The 18,310-nt window shown below is 58.8% G+C and carries 17 protein-coding genes; 10 read left to right on the forward strand and 7 right to left on the reverse strand.

Going from position 1 to position 18,310, the window contains the following annotated elements; genetic code table 11:
* The first annotated feature begins 22 nt into the window (after positions 1-22).
* The 3 genes from ribA to H8F21_RS10785 are packed head-to-tail and all read left to right on the forward strand — an operon-like array spanning position 23 to position 1,865.
* A complete protein-coding gene (gene ribA / locus H8F21_RS10775) occupies positions 23-640 on the forward strand; it encodes a GTP cyclohydrolase II (RefSeq protein WP_168198425.1) in 618 nt (205 codons plus the stop codon).
* Entirely contained in the window at positions 637-1,056 is a 420-nt protein-coding gene (locus H8F21_RS10780) for an MFS transporter (RefSeq protein ID WP_136474293.1), read from the forward strand. The genes ribA and H8F21_RS10780 overlap by 4 nt, the downstream gene beginning before the upstream one ends.
* Positions 1,056-1,865 carry a cobalamin-binding protein gene (locus tag H8F21_RS10785; protein ID WP_203479739.1) on the forward strand — a complete coding sequence of 270 codons (810 nt, stop codon included), beginning with the start codon at positions 1,056-1,058 and terminating at the stop codon, positions 1,863-1,865. The genes H8F21_RS10780 and H8F21_RS10785 overlap by 1 nt, the downstream gene beginning before the upstream one ends.
* On the opposite strand, the gene H8F21_RS10790 is transcribed toward H8F21_RS10785, so the two are convergent.
* The 4 genes from H8F21_RS10790 to H8F21_RS10805 all read right to left on the reverse strand — a co-directional run bounded on the left by H8F21_RS10790 (position 1,843) and on the right by H8F21_RS10805 (position 6,928).
* Positions 1,843-3,696: a TonB-dependent receptor domain-containing protein gene (locus H8F21_RS10790; protein ID WP_203479740.1), complete on the reverse strand. Its 1,854-nt coding sequence runs from the start codon at positions 3,694-3,696 to the stop codon at positions 1,843-1,845. The two genes, H8F21_RS10785 and H8F21_RS10790, sit on opposite strands and share 23 nt — an antisense overlap.
* Before the next feature lie 69 nt (positions 3,697-3,765).
* A complete protein-coding gene (gene dxs / locus H8F21_RS10795) occupies positions 3,766-5,664 on the reverse strand; it encodes a 1-deoxy-D-xylulose-5-phosphate synthase (RefSeq protein ID WP_203479741.1) in 1,899 nt (632 codons plus the stop codon).
* A 137-nt stretch (positions 5,665-5,801) separates the two neighbouring features.
* Complete coding sequence (gene ispA, locus H8F21_RS10800; RefSeq protein WP_203479742.1) at positions 5,802-6,689, reverse strand: (2E,6E)-farnesyl diphosphate synthase; 888 nt, start codon at positions 6,687-6,689, stop codon at positions 5,802-5,804.
* Positions 6,686-6,928, reverse strand: coding sequence for an exodeoxyribonuclease VII small subunit (locus tag H8F21_RS10805; protein ID WP_045182568.1), 243 nt, complete (start codon positions 6,926-6,928; stop codon positions 6,686-6,688). Before H8F21_RS10805 ends, ispA begins: the two co-directional genes overlap by 4 nt.
* 243 nt (positions 6,929-7,171) lie before the next feature.
* On the opposite strand from H8F21_RS10805, the gene H8F21_RS10810 reads away from it, so the two are divergent.
* The 4 genes from H8F21_RS10810 to H8F21_RS10825 all read left to right on the forward strand — a co-directional run bounded on the left by H8F21_RS10810 (position 7,172) and on the right by H8F21_RS10825 (position 12,361).
* On the forward strand, positions 7,172-8,575 hold the full coding sequence (locus tag H8F21_RS10810) for an MBOAT family O-acyltransferase (protein ID WP_328824456.1): 1,404 nt from the start codon (positions 7,172-7,174) through the stop codon (positions 8,573-8,575).
* Positions 8,562-9,695: a DUF459 domain-containing protein gene (locus H8F21_RS10815; RefSeq protein ID WP_203584330.1), complete on the forward strand. Its 1,134-nt coding sequence runs from the start codon at positions 8,562-8,564 to the stop codon at positions 9,693-9,695. Before H8F21_RS10810 ends, H8F21_RS10815 begins: the two co-directional genes overlap by 14 nt.
* Complete coding sequence (locus H8F21_RS10820) at positions 9,695-10,900, forward strand: GDSL-type esterase/lipase family protein (RefSeq protein ID WP_203479745.1); 1,206 nt, start codon at positions 9,695-9,697, stop codon at positions 10,898-10,900. The genes H8F21_RS10815 and H8F21_RS10820 overlap by 1 nt, the downstream gene beginning before the upstream one ends.
* A gap of 255 nt (positions 10,901-11,155) precedes the next feature.
* Complete coding sequence (locus tag H8F21_RS10825; RefSeq protein WP_203479746.1) at positions 11,156-12,361, forward strand: RtcB family protein; 1,206 nt, start codon at positions 11,156-11,158, stop codon at positions 12,359-12,361.
* A gap of 75 nt (positions 12,362-12,436) precedes the next feature.
* Here the strand turns inward: H8F21_RS10825 and H8F21_RS10830 are convergent, their stop codons facing one another.
* A complete protein-coding gene (locus H8F21_RS10830; RefSeq protein WP_203479747.1) occupies positions 12,437-13,429 on the reverse strand; it encodes a toxin-antitoxin system YwqK family antitoxin in 993 nt (330 codons plus the stop codon).
* Between the two features lie 107 nt (positions 13,430-13,536).
* Complete coding sequence (locus tag H8F21_RS10835; protein ID WP_211202052.1) at positions 13,537-14,478, reverse strand: LysR family transcriptional regulator; 942 nt, start codon at positions 14,476-14,478, stop codon at positions 13,537-13,539.
* 102 nt (positions 14,479-14,580) lie between these two features.
* On the opposite strand from H8F21_RS10835, the gene H8F21_RS10840 reads away from it, so the two are divergent.
* Together H8F21_RS10840 and H8F21_RS10845 are read left to right on the forward strand one after the other, a co-directional pair.
* Positions 14,581-15,891, forward strand: coding sequence for an MFS transporter (locus H8F21_RS10840; protein ID WP_328824358.1), 1,311 nt, complete (start codon positions 14,581-14,583; stop codon positions 15,889-15,891).
* Between the two features lie 32 nt (positions 15,892-15,923).
* Complete coding sequence (locus tag H8F21_RS10845) at positions 15,924-16,856, forward strand: carbon-nitrogen hydrolase family protein (RefSeq protein ID WP_203479749.1); 933 nt, start codon at positions 15,924-15,926, stop codon at positions 16,854-16,856.
* Positions 16,857-16,925: 69 nt separating this feature from the next.
* Here the strand turns inward: H8F21_RS10845 and H8F21_RS10850 are convergent, their stop codons facing one another.
* On the reverse strand, positions 16,926-17,798 hold the full coding sequence (locus H8F21_RS10850; protein ID WP_203479750.1) for a WYL domain-containing protein: 873 nt from the start codon (positions 17,796-17,798) through the stop codon (positions 16,926-16,928).
* 127 nt (positions 17,799-17,925) lie between these two features.
* On the opposite strand from H8F21_RS10850, the gene H8F21_RS10855 reads away from it, so the two are divergent.
* Positions 17,926-18,168 (forward strand): hypothetical protein, encoded by a 243-nt coding sequence (locus H8F21_RS10855; protein ID WP_236042975.1) that lies wholly within the window; start codon positions 17,926-17,928, stop codon positions 18,166-18,168.
* The last annotated feature ends 142 nt before the right edge of the window (positions 18,169-18,310 follow it).

The raw sequence follows: 18,310 nt of genomic DNA on the forward strand, positions 1-18,310 counted from the left end.
GCTTTCAATTCAGGAGCACAAAGTGCCCGTCGTCTTTGTTGCCGCTTCCAAGCTGCCTACCCCGTTTGCGACTTTCACCATGCATGGCTTTCTTGATGAGGCCACGGGCCGCGAGCACGTTGTGCTCAGTCTGGGTGATATAGCGGATGGGCAACCGGTGTTGGGGCGCCTGCATTCCGAATGCCTTACCGGCGATGCGCTGTTCAGTCAGCGTTGCGACTGTGGCTCGCAGCTTGAAGCTGCGTTGCAGGCCATTGCGCGCGAGGGTCGCGGTGTATTGCTGTACCTGCGTCAGGAAGGTCGTGGCATTGGCTTGCTGAACAAGATTCGCGCCTACGAATTGCAAGACGGCGGCGCCGATACCGTCGAGGCCAACGAGCGCCTCGGTTTCGCGGCTGATCAACGCGACTACGGCATGTGCCAACCGATGCTTGAGCACCTGGGCGTCAAGTCGCTGCGGCTGATGACCAACAACCCGCGTAAGGTCAAGGCTTTGACCAGCATGGGTATCCCGGTGGCTGAGCGCGTGCCGTTGCATACCGGTCACAATCCGCACAACAAACACTACCTGGCCACCAAGGCTGGCAAGCTTGGCCACATGATGGGCAACGAGCACCAGAGCGAGGCCGGCCAGGCGTGACCCGGGCTCAGGTTCGCCGCCGTTTGCAACTGTCGTGGTGGCAATATCTTGCTGTCGCATTGGCGCCTTTGCTGGTGTTTAGCTGGGCCTTTGCTGACGGCCAGGACTTGATTCCGGTCCTGGCCATGCCGATGTTCATTGCCGGCGTGGCGTCGATGTTCCTCAGCCTGTCGCGCTTCGGCGCCTACAAGCATGCGCTGATTGCCACCCAAAAGTCCCTCGACAGCGACGCCGAGCCTGCAGCCTGGATCGAGCTGGCGCGAGTGCTGCGCAAGGGCATGCTGTTCGCCTGCCTGCCAGCTTGGATCTCCGCCTTGTCGGTGTTCGTGGGCCTGGAAGGTGTGCCGCGGATACTCCTGGCTGTTTCCAGTCTGGTACTGCTCTACCTTTATCGTATTCCGCGTCAGTTGGGCTGATGCGCGGCATTCTGCTGCTGGTATTGCTGATACTGGCCGCACCGCTCGCTGCAGCCCAGCGGGTGGTCAGCCTGGCGCCTTCGCTATCGGAAATCGTTGTCGAACTGCAGGCTACTGACCTGCTGGTGGGTATGCTCGATGGTGGCGAGCGTCCGACTGCGTTGGCCCACGTGCCTTCAATAGGGCGTTATGGCCAGATCGATATGGAGCGTCTGCTCAGCCTCAAGCCGGATTTGTTGTTGCTCTGGCCGGGGAGTGTACCGGCAGCCCAACGCGACCAGCTGCGGCGGCTGGGTATCGCCACCTACACGGCTGAACCTCATGGTATCGACGAACTGATCGAGCAGATCGAAGCTATCGGCGCGCAACTGGGGCGAGCCGAGCAAGGGCGCGAGCGGGCGCAGCAACTGCGTGTGCAGTTGCAGGGGCTGCGAGCGCGTTATCACCGCGAGCAGCCGCTGCGGGTGTTCTACCAAGTCTGGGACAAACCCTTGTACACCGTGGGCGGCGGGCAAATTGTCAGCGATGCCCTGGCGGTGTGTGGCGCACGCAATGTGTTTGCCGAACTAACGATACCGGCGCCGCAGGTCAACCTGGAGTCAGTGCTATTGAGGGATCCGCAGGTGATCATCGCCAGTGATCAGGCCCAGCTCGACGCCTGGAAGGCTTGGCCGCAGGTGGATGCCGTACGCCATGATCGCTTGCTGCAGGTACCGGACAAAGGCCTGGAGCGGCCCAGCGGGCAGATGATCGAGGCTACGGCGCGGTTGTGTGAGTTGCTGGAGACTAAAGCGCCGGTGTCCAAGTGATGCCTAGAAGCCAGGTGCGGCCTTCTTCGCGGTAATCGGCGAAGCCTGAGCGATAGTCGTACTGAGCTCGGCTGTAGGTTTTATCCAGCAGATTATCTGCCTTCAGTTCCAGGCGCAGTTCGTTGCTGAGGTTCCAACTGCTGCGCAAACCGAACAGACCGTAGCCGCTCAGTGTCCTGGTGTTGTCTGCGTCGGCATAGCTACTGCTGACCGCTTGCCAGCTAGCGCCCAGCCCCAGGCGATCAAACTGACGGTCCACATCCAGGCTGAGCGTGCGGCGTGCGCGACGCTCCAGGGTGTGCCCGGAATCGCGGTCGCGAGGATCGATCAGCGACAGTCCCAGGCTGCTTTGCCAGCCGAACCACTCCTGATGCAGACTGGCCTCAAACCCATTGACCCGGGCCGAACCCACGTTGTGCGGGATGAAGCTGCTGCCATAGACAATCGCGTTGCGAAGGTCCGTGCGATACAACGACGTTTCCAAGCGAGTGCTCTCGCTCAGCTGGCTGCGCCATTGCAACTCGTAGCTTTTCGAGCGTTCGGGCTTAAGGTTGGGGTCGCTGAAATCCGGGTAGTAAAGGTCGTTGAAGTTAGGCGCCCGGAAACCTTCGCTGTAGGACAGCAGAACGTCGTTATTCGCGTTCAGCGGCAGACTCAAGCTGGCGCTCCAGCTGTTTTGGCTACCAAACTGCTGGTTCTGATCGCGGCGCATGCCAACCTCGGTAGAAAAGCTGTCGCCCTTGTACCGATGTTGAATGAAGGCTGCGCGGTTCCAGCGACTGTCCTCGTTGAGCGGCGAGCTGGTATGCAATCGGTCCTGGTACCAATCACCGCCCAGTAACAGGTTATTGCGCTCATCCAGGCTGAAATCGTTCTGCCAATTGATTGAGTCGCGATAGGTATTGAATTCGCTACCGCCGGGCTGCAACGAATCGCGCTTGGTGTCGCGGTTCTCGCTGTGGCCCAGCTCCAGTCGCGAATGCCAGGCGTCGCTGAGCTGCGCGTCGGCGTAGGTGCCGATGCTGCTGACGTTGAAATCGGTATAAGGCTGGCTGGCGTCGATGAAAAGATTGTCGTATTCGCTACGGCCCCAGCTGTCGAGCAGGTTCAAGCCCAGTTCCAGGGACTCGCTGGCAACATGACTGAGGCTCAAGCTTACGCTTTTGTTGCGATACGCATCGTGATCGGCGTTGGCTGGATAAGACTCGCGGGTTGCGTTGATGCCGGCGCTTTCTTCAAGGCCAGCAGCAAGGTTGAAGCGGGTGCGTTCATCTCCCCCCGATAGGCCGATATCACGTTGCCAGGTTTGGTTGCTCCCTGCGCCCAAGTGCAGGCGAGGCTGCAATCCGGGTTTGTTGGCGCGGCGCGTAAATATCTGAATCACGCCGCCAATAGCGTCGCTGCCGTAGATCGCCGAGCGCGAACCGCGAAGCACCTCGACACGTTCAACCTGGTCGATGTTCAGAAACTGCAGACCGCTGTCGCCGGAGGACGTATTGGCGATGCGAACGCCATCAACCAGAACCAGGCTCTGCGCTGACTTGGTGCCGCGAATATAAATACCCGGCAGGCTGCCGCGTCCGCCCGTTCGCGACACTTGCACACCCGGCACACGGGTTAGCAGGTCAGTGACGCTGGAAGGCTGCAAGCGGTCGATATCATCGCGTGTGAACACTGTGTTGGCGGCACTGGTTTGCGTGCGGTCTTCCACCTGGCGATTGGCGCTGATCAGGGTGTTGGGCAGCTTCAGGGCGCTGTCGCGATCAATGGGGTCGGCAAGTAGCGAGGTGGGCAGGCACAGCAGGAGCGGGGTCAGGCGCGAGAGTTTCATGGCAGTTCCGTGGCAATCGCGGGTCAAGCTCGCTCCCACGGTGGAAGCGAGCTGCCCCGCAATCAGGCATCAAAGACCGAGCAGTTGCATCCTCTGACGCACCGAGGTTTCGATTCCGGCTGCGTCCAGGCCACACTCGGCCAGCATCTGGGCAGGCTTTGCATGTTCTACATAGACGTCTGGCAAGCCCAGATGCAGTACCGGTTTGAGTATGGCTTCGCGGGCAAGAAACTCGCTTACCGCCGCACCGGCACCACCCATGATGGCGTTTTCTTCAATGGTCACCAGCAGCTCATGGCTGGCGGCCATTTCACGTACCAAGGCTTCGTCCATTGGTTTGACAAAACGCATGTCGACCACGGTTGCGTCGAGGCTTTCGGCGACCTTCAAGGCCTCGGCAAGCTGCACGCCGAACACCAGCATGGCGACCTTGCTGCCTTGGCGACGAACTACGCCCTTGCCGATTTCCAGCGGCTCCAGGCTGCTGTCGATGGTTGCATTCGGGCCGTTGCCACGCGGGTAGCGAACGGCCGCTGGGCCGTTGTACAGGTGACCGGTGCTGAGCATTTTGCGCAGTTCGTTCTCGTCGCTAGGCGTCATCACCAGCATGCCGGGGATGCAACGCAAGAACGATAGATCGTAACTGCCCGCGTGAGTCGGGCCGTCTTCGCCAACCAGACCTGCACGGTCGATGGCGAACAACACGTCGAGGTTCTGCACCGCAACGTCGTGAATCAGCTGATCGTAGGCGCGCTGCAGGAACGTCGAATAAATCGCCACCACCGGTTTTGCACCTTCGCAGGCCATTCCGGCCGCCAGGGTAACCGCGTGCTGTTCGGCAATCGCCACGTCGAAGTAGCGCTCTGGGTAACGTTCGCTGAACGCCACCAGATCAGAGCCTTCCTTCATGGCTGGGGTAATGCCGACCAAGCGCTGATCAGCAGCAGCCATGTCGCAAAGCCACTGGCCAAAGACTGCCGAATACTTCGGTCCGCCCGCTTTTTTAGGGGCGGCAGCCGGTGCATCGACGGGCTCGAGCTTGGTGATGGCGTGGTAGCCAATCGGGTCGACCTCTGCCGGGGCGAAGCCTTTGCCTTTTTTGGTGACTACATGCAGGAACTGCGGGCCTTTGAGGTCACGCATGTTGCGCAGGGTAGTGATCAGCGTTGGCAGGTCGTGACCGTCAATGGGGCCGATGTAGTTCCAGCCCAGCTCTTCGAACAGGGTGCCAGGCACCAGCATGCCCTTGGCATACTCTTCGGTGCGGCGGGCAATTTCCCAGGCGCCGGGCAGTCGCGAAAGTACCTTCTTGCTGCCTTCACGCATGCTCGAATAGGTGCGGCTCGAGAGAATCTTGGCCAAATAGTTGGACAAGCCACCCACGTTGCGCGAAATCGACATGTCGTTGTCGTTGAGGATCACCAGCATGTCGGCATCGACTTCCTGGGCGTGGTTCAACGCCTCGAATGCCATGCCGGCAGTCAGCGCGCCGTCGCCGATCACGGCAATCGACTTGCGCGGATCATTTTGCAGGCGGGCGGCAATGGCCATGCCCAGCGCTGCGCTGATCGAGGTGCTGGAGTGACCGACGCCAAAGGTGTCGTACTCGCTCTCGGCGCGTCGCGGGAAGGCGGCCAGGCCGTCCTTCTGGCGCAGGGTGTTCATGCGCTGGCGGCGACCGGTGAGGATCTTGTGCGGATAGGCCTGATGACCCACGTCCCACACCAACCGGTCGTCCGGGGTGTCGAAAACGTAGTGCAGGGCAATCGTAAGCTCGATTACGCCCAGGCCGGCACCGAAATGCCCGCCGGTTTGACCAACGGTATAGAGCAATTCCTGGCGCAGTTCGTCAGCCAGGTTCTCCAGGTCGGCTTCAGCCAGCCGACGCAAGCCGGCAGGCGTATCGGCACGGTCGAGCAGCGGCGTGACCGGGCGTTCGCGGGGGATCTCTTGAAACGTCGTGGGCATCAGGCGAATCGTTATAGATATGAAGTGGCGGCAGTTTACCTTATTGCGGTAATAGCTGCCCATTTGCGCTAATCGCGGGGCAAGTCTACTCCCTTAAATACAGTAGGAGCGGGCTTGTTCCGCGATGCAGTCGGTGCTTAGTTACGACGCTCTACGATATAGCGCGCCAGTTCACGCAACGGTTCGGCCGCTGCGTCGAATGGCCGCAGGGCGTTCAGGGCCTGGTCGCGCAGCTCAATGGCATAAGCCTTGGCGGCTTGAAGCCCGAGCAACGCCGGGTAGGTCGGTTTATCCCGGGCAATATCGGCACCCTGGCGTTTGCCCAGGGTTTCGGTGTCGCTCTCGACATCAAGAATGTCGTCCTGCACCTGGAACGCCAGGCCAATGGCCTGGGCGTAGGTCTGCAGGGCCTTGAGCTGTGCTTCGTCGGCACGCGCACTGGCCAGGGCGCCCAGTCGGACACTGGCTTCAATCAGGGCGCCGGTTTTGTGCCGGTGCATGAACTCAAGGGCTGTCTGGTCAAGCTTGAGCCCAACCGAGCCGAGGTCGATGGCCTGACCGCCGACCATACCGGCTGGGCCTGCAGCCGAAGCCAGGGTGCGCACCATCGCCAGGCGGGTTGCGTCAGCCTGCGGGCTCAACGCGGGATCGAGCAGGGCGTTGAACGCCAGGCTCTGCAGCCCGTCGCCAGCAAGAATCGCACAGGCTTCGTCAAACGCCTTGTGAGTAGTGGGCTGGCCACGGCGCAGATCGTCGTCGTCCATGGCTGGCAAATCGTCATGCACCAGCGAATAGGCATGGATCAGTTCGACCGCGCAGGCGGCGCCATTGGCTTGCTCAGGTGCGGCGCCAAGCGCTTCGCAAGCGGCATAGGCGAGCAACGGTCGCACACGCTTGCCGCCGTTCATCACGCTGTAGCGCATGGCGGCGTACAAGCGGGTCAGCTCTACCGAAGGAGGAACAAACAACTGCTCGAGGGCCGCATCGACCCGTACCTGGCAACTGGCCTGATAAGTGGTGATCATTCGGCCTGTTCCGCGTCGAAAGGTTCGGCTTTCAGTTCGCCGTCGCGCTCCAGTAAAACCTGGACCTTCTGCTCGGCCTGGACAAGCGCGCTCTGACAATCACGGGTCAGGCTGATGCCTTGTTCGAACGCGGTCAGTGAGTCTTCCAGCGACAGCTCACCGTTCTCCAGGCGCTCGACCAGCGCTTGCAAGTCGGCGAGGGATTGCTCGAAATCAATAGAGGCTTTTTTTCGGGCCATGGCGGCTGTCTCGGTGGCGGTATAAACGGCGCGACACTAGCAGAGCGGGGCGGGGGGAGCAAATCGGTAGGGCGGATCTTTCGTCGCATTCTGTTGCATAAAGACCGACGGCCAATACTTGATTTTACTCAAGGGCTCGCGTTGTGGGTGCTTGCAGCTCTCTGCCATAATCGCGACCGCTTTATCTCGCGGCATTCGCGCAGGTGGGCCTCCTCTATCTGACGTCACGTAATGGACTACGTTGTGAGCTTCCTTTCTATCGAGTTCGGCCTTAGCTTCACCCTGTTTTTTGTCATTTACTGGAGTTTGTGCTGGAGCGTTCGCCTTCAGAACCTACTACTGCTAGGGGCAAGCTACGCGCTGGTCGCCAGTTTCAGCCTCAATTCCCTGTACGTATTGCTCGGTTACAGTGCCCTGGTCTACCTCTTGGGCCTGGTGGGCGAGCGTTATCCGGGGCGGCGCTTCAGTTACTTACTGGTGCTGCTGTTGGTGCTGGGCTGCTTTTATCTGTTCAAGTATCAAGAGTTCTTCGTCGCCAGTGTGCAGGGCGCGTTGCTCAGTGCCGGTATTGATGTGTCGTTACCGGTGCTGGAGCTGTTGGTACCGATTGGCTTGTCGTTTTATACCTTTCACTCGGTCAGCTACCTGGTGTCGATCAATCGGCGCGAAATGCCCAGCGCGAGCCCGCAGGATCTGGCCCTGTACCTGGCGTTTTTCCCCAGCCTGATCGCCGGCCCGGTCAACCGCGCTGCGCATATGCTGCCGCAGATCCGCCCGCAGGGCATGCGCCAGGTACTGGAGCCTCAGCGCGCGCTCGGGCTGATCGCTCTGGCGGTGGTCAAGCTGTTCTTCTGCAGTGCCTGGCTGGCGAGCCAATGGGTCGATCCGGTGTTTGAAACCCCAGGCAGTTACACGGCAGAGCAGATACTCCTGAGTGTGTATGGCTACAGCTTTCTGATCTATTTCAACTTCAGTGGCTACACCAACCTGGTAACCGGCATCGCGCTGCTACTGGGCTTTCGTTTGCCCGATAACTTCAATGCCCCCTATGCCGCTCACAACCTCAAGGAGTTCTGGGCACGCTGGCATATCAGCCTGTCGCTGTTCATTCGTGATTACGTGTACATCCCCCTGGGTGGCAATCGTCGCGGCGTATGGCGCGGCAATCTGAACATGCTCCTGGCCATGCTGATTTCCGGCCTGTGGCACGGGGCGAGCCTCAACTTCGTCATTTGGGGCGCGTTGCACGGTGTGGGCCTGGCGCTCTATAAAGCATCGACCTACTTCCTGCCGCAACCGATGCGTTGGCCGGGAGCGGGGGTGGCAGCGCGTTTGCTGACATTCCACTACGTGGCCTTTGCCTGGATCTTTTTCCGCAGCGCGAGCCTGGATGAGGCCATGGACATGCTGTCTGGCATTGCCGGCATGAGCGTGGACGGCGTGTTCTCGTCGACCGGTCTGCTGCTGTTGGCCAGCGTTGCATATGTGGCGGTGTATCCGCAGTTGCTAGTGTTGCTGCGCCAGTTCTTTGCGGCAACCACCCGTTTACCCTGGCAGTTGTACCCGGTGCCCCTGGGGATCTTCGTGTCACTGGTTATCTTCGCTTCGCAGTCAGGCGTGCCGGGGTTTATCTATGCAAGTTTCTAGTTCTGGCCAGCTGTTGCGCGTGCAACTGGATGCGGCCAAAGCCTTCTACGCAATTGTCCTGACCACGCTGCTGCTGTTCTGGTTGAACCAGGACTCGATCAGCCTCTATTGCCAGCAGAAACACCATCAGAGCTGCGAGCTGCCAGTGCTTGGACAAAGTCCGGCATGGCGCCTGGGCGGCAACCTGACCCAAGCGCTGGGTGCGGCGCGCGACAGCTTTGTGGCCAGCCTGGAAAAAAGCCTAGAGCCTGGCCCCACGGCGGTGGTTGAAGTGAAAACCGTCGAGCTGCCTGCGCCGATGCCGGTGGTATCGGTCAACCTCATCGCTGTGCATCAGCCGGCACCGGCACCGGCACCGGTGAGCAAGCCTGTGGCCGTCAAAGTGACCACGCCAGCGGTCACTGTGGCGCCGGTCAAACCGGCAGCGTCCGTTGCTGCCAGCGTATTGCCGTCGGCCACAGTCGTGTCACTGGCGGCAGGTGATGAGGTTTTTCTTGTTGGTGACTCGCTGATGCAAGGCGTTGCGCCGCATCTGGCCAACAGCCTGCGCAAGCGCCACCAGATCAAAAGCGTCAACCTCAGTCGGCAGAGTACCGGGCTGGCATATCCAGGGTTTTTCAACTGGCCGCGCACCGTGGCGCAAACCCTCGACAGCTCTCCCAATATTCGCTTGATGGTCATTTTTCTCGGGCCTAATGACCCGTGGGACATGCCGCAGGGCAAGGGCAAACCGTTCCTGCGCTTCAAGTCGCCGGATTGGGAAACCGCCTATCGCCAGCGCATCGATACGATTTTGCAGGAGGCGCGTGAACATCAGGTCCAGGTGATCTGGGTAGGGCCGCCAAACATGCAAAAACCCAAGCTCTCCACCGCCATGGCCTACCTCAGCAACTTGTATCGAGAGCAGACCGGGCTGTATCAACAGCACTACCTCTCTGCCAACCCTGTGCTGGGTTACCAGGATGAAGCGTTCTCCTATACCTTGCAGAACAGTCAAGGCAAACGGGTCAAGACACGTGTCGATGACGGCATTCATTTCACCATTACCGGGCAGAAGCTGATCGCCGAACAGATACTGTCGATGATCGCCTTCCCGGGGCTCACTGTAACGGGACACTGATGCGTCGACTGCATAACATTCTGGGGTTGGCCCTGCTGATCTGTGCGTTGCCGGGCTGCAGCCCGGTGGCGGCAGTCAGCGGCTCGACGCCGGCGGGCAATGCTGCGGCCAGACCGCAGGCAAGCCAGGGCAACAGCAACCTGATGGTGCTGGCCAACAAGTTCAAGGGCGCGAATCGTGCGCCGGTTACTATCGTCCAATTCGGCGACTCGCACACGGCGGCCGATCTCTTCACCGGTGAAATGCGCCGCTTGCTTCAAGGGCAATATGGCGATGGCGGGATCGGTCTGATTTCTGCAACCCCAGTGCCTGGCACCCGCTATGAGCAGGTCATTCTCAAAACTGCCAAGCGGCAATGGGAGCTGGTGTCGGCGCGCAACCAGCAGAGCTCGCAGTTTCCGCTTGGCGGCTACTTGTCGGTGCCCTTGGTGGCGAAACCCAGCGTGCGTATCGAAGCGCGTACACCCAGCGCCCAGCGTTACCGGGTTTCGGCGCTGTACCAGGCGCAAACGAGCACCAGCCTACTATTGCGCGACAATCGCGGCCAGAACCGTCGGCTGCTGGCGGCCACCGGTGGACAATGGCGATTCGGCCCGGTGGTGAACAATGTTGGTTTGCCGCTGGACCTGACCCTCGACACGCGCCCAGGTACGGTTTTGGGCGGCTGGTACCTACAGAACCAGAAAAATGCCGGTGTCATCTTCTCGGCCCTGGGTATTAACGGCGCCCGCCTTGAAGTCCAAGACAAATGGCAGCCCGGCTGGCAAGACACCCTCAAGTCGTTGCGCCCCGATCTGGTTATTCTCGCCTATGGCACCAACGAGGCCTTCGACGACACCCTTGACCTCAACCTGTACCAAGCGCAGCTCAAGCAGACCCTTGAGCGTCTGCGTCGTGACCTGCCGCGAGCAGTGGTGCTAATCGTCGGGCCACCGGATTCGATCAAGCAACGCAAGGCCCACGGCTGCGCCGCGCGTCAGCCGCAAAAGTTGGCAGCGATCATTGCCATCCAGCGCCAGGCTGCCCAGCAAGCCAATGCCCTGTTCTGGGATTGGCAGGCGTACATGGGCGGGCAGTGTTCGGTTGTCGCCTGGCAGGCACAAGGTTTGGCGCGCGGGGATCTGGTACACCTGACAGCCGATGGCTATCGCAAGAGCGCAACCGGCTTGTATGACTACCTGCGCACGCAGTTGAAGCTGAAGTAAGACAGGGAAAAGGAGAGGCGGGGACGACTTCGGGGTGGCTTGCGGCGTCCCATGAAGTCGTCGACCCGGCCCTCAAAAAGAAGAGGCCAATCCAGATGCCCGAGAGCACCTGCTCAGCAAGTGCCGACTGGCATCCGGCCAGTCGTGATTCGGTCCTCTGAAATACACCTTAGTTGCTGTCTGGTGTACTGTAAAATTTTCCGAACGCATTATGTGTCTAGTTGTAAGTACACGTGCGTATATCCAGGGGGTGACATGAACCTGCTTGAAGTGGCCGGTGGCAAACCGATCAAACTCTGGACCCAGGGCGTACCGGTAGAAGACGAGGCACGCAAGCAACTGATCAACACCGCGAAGATGCCGTTTATCTTCAAGCATCTCGCGGTCATGCCGGATGTGCACCTGGGCAAGGGCTCGACCATCGGCAGCGTGATCCCCACCCTTGGCGCGATAATTCCCGCAGCAGTAGGTGTGGATATTGGCTGCGGCATGATCGCTGCCAGCACCTCGCTGGTAGCCAGCGACCTACCCGAAAACCTCCATCGCCTGCGCAGCGCCATCGAAAAAGCCGTACCCCATGGCAAAACCTTCGGCCGTCACGATCAGGGCGCCTGGGACCAGGTGCCGGCGCAGGCCGACCACGCCTGGAAGGCCTTGGCAGGGCGCTTCAACGTGATCACCGGCAAGTACCCGCGACTGGAGAAAACCAATAACCGTCAGCACCTGGGCACGCTGGGTGGCGGCAACCACTTCATCGAAGTCTGTCTGGATGAAGCCGACCGCGTCTGGTTCATGCTGCACAGTGGCTCACGCGGGGTCGGCAACGCCATTGGCAACCTGTTCATCGAACTGGCCCAGGCCGACATGCGCCAACATCTGGCCAACTTGCCAGACAAGGACCTGGCCTACTTCGAAGAAGGTAGTCGTCACTTTGCCGATTATGTCGAGGCGGTTGAGTGGGCCCAGGACTTCGCCCGACAAAACCGCGCATTGATGATGCAGGCGGTGATTGCTGCCGCTCGCCAGGTGCTGAAAAAGCCATTCGAGGCCAACCTTGAAGCGGTCAACTGCCACCATAACTACGTGCAACGCGAACGCCACTTCGGCGAGGACATCCTGGTTACGCGCAAAGGCGCGGTGTCGGCGCAGAAAGGCCAATTAGGCATCATTCCAGGCTCCATGGGCGCCAAGAGCTTCATCGTTCGTGGCTTGGGCAATGAAGAGTCGTTCTGCTCATGCAGCCACGGTGCTGGGCGCACGATGAGCCGCACCCAGGCAAAAAAACAGTTCACCCTCAACGATCAGGTGCGCGCCACCGCGCATGTCGAATGCCGCAAGGACAAAGACGTCATCGATGAAATCCCCATGGCCTACAAGAACATCGATGCGGTAATGCAGGCTCAGCGGGAACTGGTAGAAGTGGTGCACACCTTGCGGCAAGTGGTTTGCGTGAAGGGCTGAACATTCAGGCTGTGCTTAAACAACAAGGGCAGCTGTTGAGCTGCCCTTGTTGGTAGTGTGCCAAGCGTTCGTCGATTAGGGGCGTTTGCCTTCGGCGCACCAGGATTCCCACTCGCCGATCTGCTCACTGTTGATCAGGGCATCTTCGCCAACTTCTGCACGATACGCGTTCATCCACGCGTCTTCGCAGCTTTCGGTAGAGGTTGTTGCAACGACGGGCACAAGGTTGCCCGGATAGTCACTTTCAAAGTCTTCATCTTCTGCTTGCGGCGTGCGCACCAGTTGAACTTCCTCAAGCAACGCACCGTCTAGCAGGTCGAATTTGCGAACCCAGCCTGAAACGGCAACACCGTTGTCATAGATAAGTTCCGACTCTTGCAGCACGATGTCGGTGTGCAGGATGTTCTTGTACTTTTTCTGCACACCATCGAGCTTGCCGTCTTTGTAGTTTTCTTCGGCGCCGACGAAATTCTTAAGGCTACCGGCGAAGTAATCGAACGTGATCTGCGGGCCGTGCAGTTGGCCGTTTGCGTAGTTGTGCTTGCCGTTGGAGTCGGTCTCAAAACCGCTGAACTTAGTGCCATTGCTCCACACCAGTTGCGTGATCACTTTACTGCCATCGGCATTCCAGCGAGTTTCCTGGGCATCCGGCTTGCCCTCCTTGAACGTCTGCTGATGAGTCAGCACGCCATTCTGGTACTCCTCGGTTACACCGTCCTGACGACCGTTCTTCCAGTTCTTCACCGAAATCGTGGTGCCTGACTTGGCGTCGAACACCGTCTCGGTGCCGTTCTTGCTGCCGGCGGCGTATTCAACTTCGTAGACTTTTTTAGCGTCGTAGAAACATTCGCCCTTGCCGCTGAAGCGGCCCTTTTCCACTTGCGTGTTACACAGCGCTGTAAGGCCTGGCAGACCGATTGGCAAATTAACGATGCGACCGGTGAAAGGATCGGAATCTCCGCTCTTGTACATCAGGCCATTTTTAGTCACGACTTGCGCGTTGTCGATTTCGGCGCTGCAGCCAGTAAGCAAGACGGCGGCCAGAGCGACTGCAAGTAGATTTCTCATGTTGCGTTCCATATCGATGAGCATTCTGGAGAGTGGAAAGGCGGGGAGTCTCGATGCTTGGTGAAGTGATGTCAATGTAGTGGCGTCAGCGGAGCGAGTACTTTTATTCAGGTGGGCGCCAGGGACCCACGCTGCAACGCTTGTGTGGTGTCGATGACGAAACTGCGTAGCCAGCGATTGTGTGCGTCGTCGTTGTGCTCCACATCCCAGACCATGAATACGCGAAAGGCCGGAACGAAAATTGGCACGGGGCTTACGGTCAAGCGCGCAATGCGGGCATAAGACAGCGCTGCAAAAGTGGGCAACGTGGCGATGACATCGCTGTGCACCAAGGTCGCCAGGGCGCCACTGAAGTGGGTGAAAGAGGCGGACACCCGGCGGGCGACACCTTCGCTTTCCAGCAGGTCGTCAACAAACCCTCGACGGCCATCGAAGGAAATCCTTACATGCTCATGCATCAGGTATTCGTCGCGGGTAAGCGGGCTTTTCAGGTTGAGTCGCGGGCCGTCGTACAAGCATGAGTAAGACGAAGAGAACAGTACTTGCGAGCTGTAGTGCGAAGTCAGCTCTTTGGGTTCGGAGCACAAGACCAGGTCAATGTCGGGGTCAGCCAACGACGTTTTCCACAGCGAGCTATTGCTCTGGTGAAAGGCAAACTTCACTGAGAGACCGCGTGCCTTCGCCTCGTTGACCAGTTTTGGCGAAATGTAACTCTCGATATCGTCCGATAGCGCAATGTTGAACACCCGATTAGAAGACTCGGCAGAAAATTGCGGGCGTTTTTCCACGATGGTGGCGACGGCTGTCAGGGCCTCGGTGATTTTCGGCGCGATCTCCAGCGCCCGCCGGGTTGGCACCATGCCGGTGCCGGTGCGGATGAACAGTTCGTCTTGAAACTGTTCACGAAGGCGCTTGAGTGAAGAACTGACTGCCCCTTGAGTTACATGTAAGACCGCAGCTGCGCGGGTCACGCTGCGCTCATTCATCAGGCATTGAAAAACAATGAGTAGGTTGAGATCGATCCTGCTGATATTAGCAACGCTAATCATGGCTATCTCTTATATTCGTTTGATTAATTTGCCCTGACATTCTTAATCTCGACCTGCACAAACACAACAATAAACGGGTGGCTGGGGATGCAAGAATCAATAGTGCAAACGCAACAGAGTGAGCACGTAGCCTCACCAAACGATGCGGCAGAGCTGCGCAAACGCGCTATTGCCGTCGGTATCGGCAACTTCATGGAATGGTTCGATTTCGCGATCTACGGCTACTTCGCCGCCGTTATCGGGCAACTGTTCTTTCCTTCCACAGCCCCTGGCGTTTCGCTGCTGTCTTCCCTGGCGGTGTTTGCGGTGGGCTTTCTTTCAAGGCCGCTTGGCGCTGTAGTACTTGGGCCGATTGGCGACAAGCTGGGGCGGCGCGCAGTACTGATCATTACCGTGTTCGGTATGGGGCTGGCCACAACGCTGATCGGTTTGTTGCCCGGTTACGCCGCCATCGGAATCGCCGCACCGATCCTGTTGGTTGCACTGCGTTTTCTGCAGGGCATGATGGTTGGGGGGGAGTGGTCCAGCGCCGGTATCTACATCGTCGAAAGTGCTCCGGCCAACCGTCGGGCCACTGCAGCCAGTGTTATTACGGGTACCGCGGGGGCTGCGTTTCTGTGTGGTACGGCCATCGCGGCCATTATCACCGCGACACTTTCTGACGAAGACCTGATGCAATGGGGCTGGCGTGTGCCATTCGTTGCCTCGATCGTCATGGCCGGTGTTGCCATGTACATCCGTCGCAAACTGGGCGATACACCGGTTTACGAAGCGCTACAGCACAAGCGCGCTAGCAATGCTTTGGAGCCGGTGTCACGGGGGGCCAAACAACGTGCCTTTGTGATTTCGTTTGCGTTCTCGGCCCTGTTCGGCGTGTCGCTGTACTACTTCATCACCTACGCCAACACGCACTTGACCCAAACGGTTGGGCTGAGCAAATCGACGGCCTTGGTGCTCTGTAGTCTTGCCCTGGTGCTCTACACCCTGTTCAACCCGTTGGTTGGACGTCTGAGCGATCGCTACGGTCGCCGTCCTTTTGTGTTGGCCGCGGCTGCGGGCCTGACCCTGCTGGCGTACCCAGTGTTCTTGCTGATGAACACCGGCAGCTTTGCCGCGATCATGCTGGGGTTGGTGATTATGGCCGTATTGGTGGCAATCACCGCGGTGATGGATGTGGTGCTGCTAGTCGAAGTGTTTCCTGCGTCGATTCGTTCCACAGGTGCCGCTGTTGGTCACAACGTCGCCTTGGCGCTGCTGGCCGGACCAGGTCCCTTCATTGCCGTGGCACTGATCCAGGCCACCCACAACCCGAACATTCCCGCTGCCTACCTGGCGGCAGTGTCGCTGATCTGTTTCATCGTTTTGTGGTTCCTGCTTCCGGAAACCAAGGACCGGGACATCACGCGCGGTTAAGACGCTCTTCAATATTCATCAAGGGAAGGCTCATGATCAAGGTAGCGGTAGTTCAAGCTTCATCCATTCCATTCGAACCTCAGCTCAGCGCCGAGAAAGCGGTAGGGCTGATTCGCGAGGCTGCGGGGCAAGGCAGTGAACTTGCAGTGTTTCCCGAAGCGTTTCTTGGCGGTTATCCCAAAGGTGCTGCATTCGGCACAGTGGTAGGCAGCCGCAGCGACGTTGGCCGCGCTCAATACCTGCGCTATGTACAAGGCTCTGTCAGCCTGGAGGGGCCCGAACTGGCCCGGCTTTGCGAAGCGGTCAACGAAACCGGTGTCCATGTGGTCATGGGTATTATCGAGCGCCTGGGTCGCACCCTGTACTGCACCGCCGTGACACTGGCGCCGGGCCAGGGAGTGGCCGGTTATCACCGAAAGCTCATGCCGACGGGTCAAGAACGCATCATTTGGGGCTTTGGTGATGGTTCGACCATCGCACCCGTTGATACACCTTTTGGCCGACTGGGCACCGTAATCTGCTGGGAGAACTACATGCCGGCGCTGCGTCAGGCAATGTATGCACAGGGTACGGAAATCTACTGTGCGCCTACGGCTGATGACCGTCCGACCTGGGCGGCGACTATGGTCCACATTGCTTTGGAAGGGCGGGTGCCGGTGCTTTCGGCGTGCCAGGCGATTACCCTCAGCGAATACCCGGCAGCCTACCGGGAAGACTTTGGCCTGGACGCTGCGGAAGGGGACTACATCATGCACGGCGGCAGCATGATCGTCAGTGCGACCGGGCAGGTGCTTGCCGGACCGGTGTTCGATCAGGAGACGATTTTGTATGCCGAGATCGACTTGACTGTAGGGCAGGCCAGTAACCTCGATTTCGACGTCTGCGGGCATTACGCGCGGCCGGATGTGTTCAGCCTTAAGGTCAACACGGCGGCGATGAAACCGGTGGTGTTTGACGGGGAGTGACATCCCTTGATGTGGGAGTCAGCCTTGCAGGCGATGCCCGGCAAAGCCGGGCAAGAGGTATTAATCGTCTCAGTCATATAACCAAGGCTTAAGCGCCGCCAGGTTTTTCACCACAATCTGCTGGGCCTCAGGTTTGGGGTCCATGTTTTTGTGGTCGATCTGATAACGCTGCAGCACATATTTCACCAGCGCACGCCGGCTTGGAATTTGCATCTGGCCGTCGACCATGCCGAAGTCGGTCTGAATGATCGCCTTCTGCGCGGTATTCAGGCGTTGATCTGGCTGAATAATCACTGACACCTCAGTGTTCCACACTTCATCCAGCGCAATCCCATGCTCAGTCTTGTCGAGTAGATCCGGTACCCCGCGAAAGCGACTAAGTACAAAATCGCGATACTCACGGTTCTTTTCGCAATAGGCGCGCACATGCCAGCGCATCCCTGTGTTTACCAGGGTATGTGGGGCAATCAGGCGAACTTCTGGCTCAGGATTTTTCAGCGAAACATACTCGGTTTCCAGTCTGAGCCCCTCACGGCATGCCTTGAGCAACGGCCGCAATACCTCTGGGCGAATCGAACGGTCTGGAACCTCCAACACTTGCGTGTGGGCATAGGCGAGTTTCAGCCCTTCGATATGTTCGGCGCGTTCATTGTTTTGAAACAACAATTGCAAATAGGCGCTGGCGCTGTCGTCGATAAAGCGTGGCTTGAAGGCTTTCGCCGGCACGTAGCCCTTGAGCTGTTTGTCATATGTCAAGTTTCGGGGCGCATGATCGGTTATGTAGGTGTTGATGTCCTTCGACGCCTGCTGCCGACTGATGCCGAAGCTCTGCATCAAGTGCCCCGTGGTCAGTCGACCCTCCCACCAGGCTACTGTTTCAATCAAACGATAGCGAAGTGCCAGGTCCCAGCGAACCTGGGCAATGGATTGTGTGCGTTTCATGACCCCTCCATATGACCCATAACTTTACCTGTATAAGTCTACAATCTAGATCTGTAATTAAACTCTACATATCGTGTGGCTGACATCAGGGCGAAATTGACCATGCGAGGAGCTATAGGAGATGGGCATGAATGAATGGATTGCGGCAGGAGCGCTGGGGCTGATCGGAGTGATTCTGTTGGTGCTGCTGTTGCAATACCTGCGCCTTCGAGTGATTTGGCAGGGGCTCAGTAACTGTCGTGAAGCATTGCGCTGGGCACGGATTTGGGAGAGCGAGAATCGGGAACTGAAGCGTAGTCTGCGGGCTGAGCAAAAGCGCCGGGTAGAGCTTGAGGAAGCGTTGAGCGACTTACAGGACAGCACGGTGTGAGCTCGCGCAAAGACTCATCCGGCCAAGAATAGATCGGATCGAAAGTGATACTGGCAAAATGCGATTGAGTACTAAGGAAAAATGGAACCTAGGCGATAACCTTTCCTGAGTGTTCACCCGCAGCCCCGCCATCTACAGCTTG

Origin of the sequence: Pseudomonas arcuscaelestis, assembly GCF_016881005.1 — a bacterium.
GTDB lineage: Bacteria > Pseudomonadota > Gammaproteobacteria > Pseudomonadales > Pseudomonadaceae > Aquipseudomonas > Aquipseudomonas arcuscaelestis.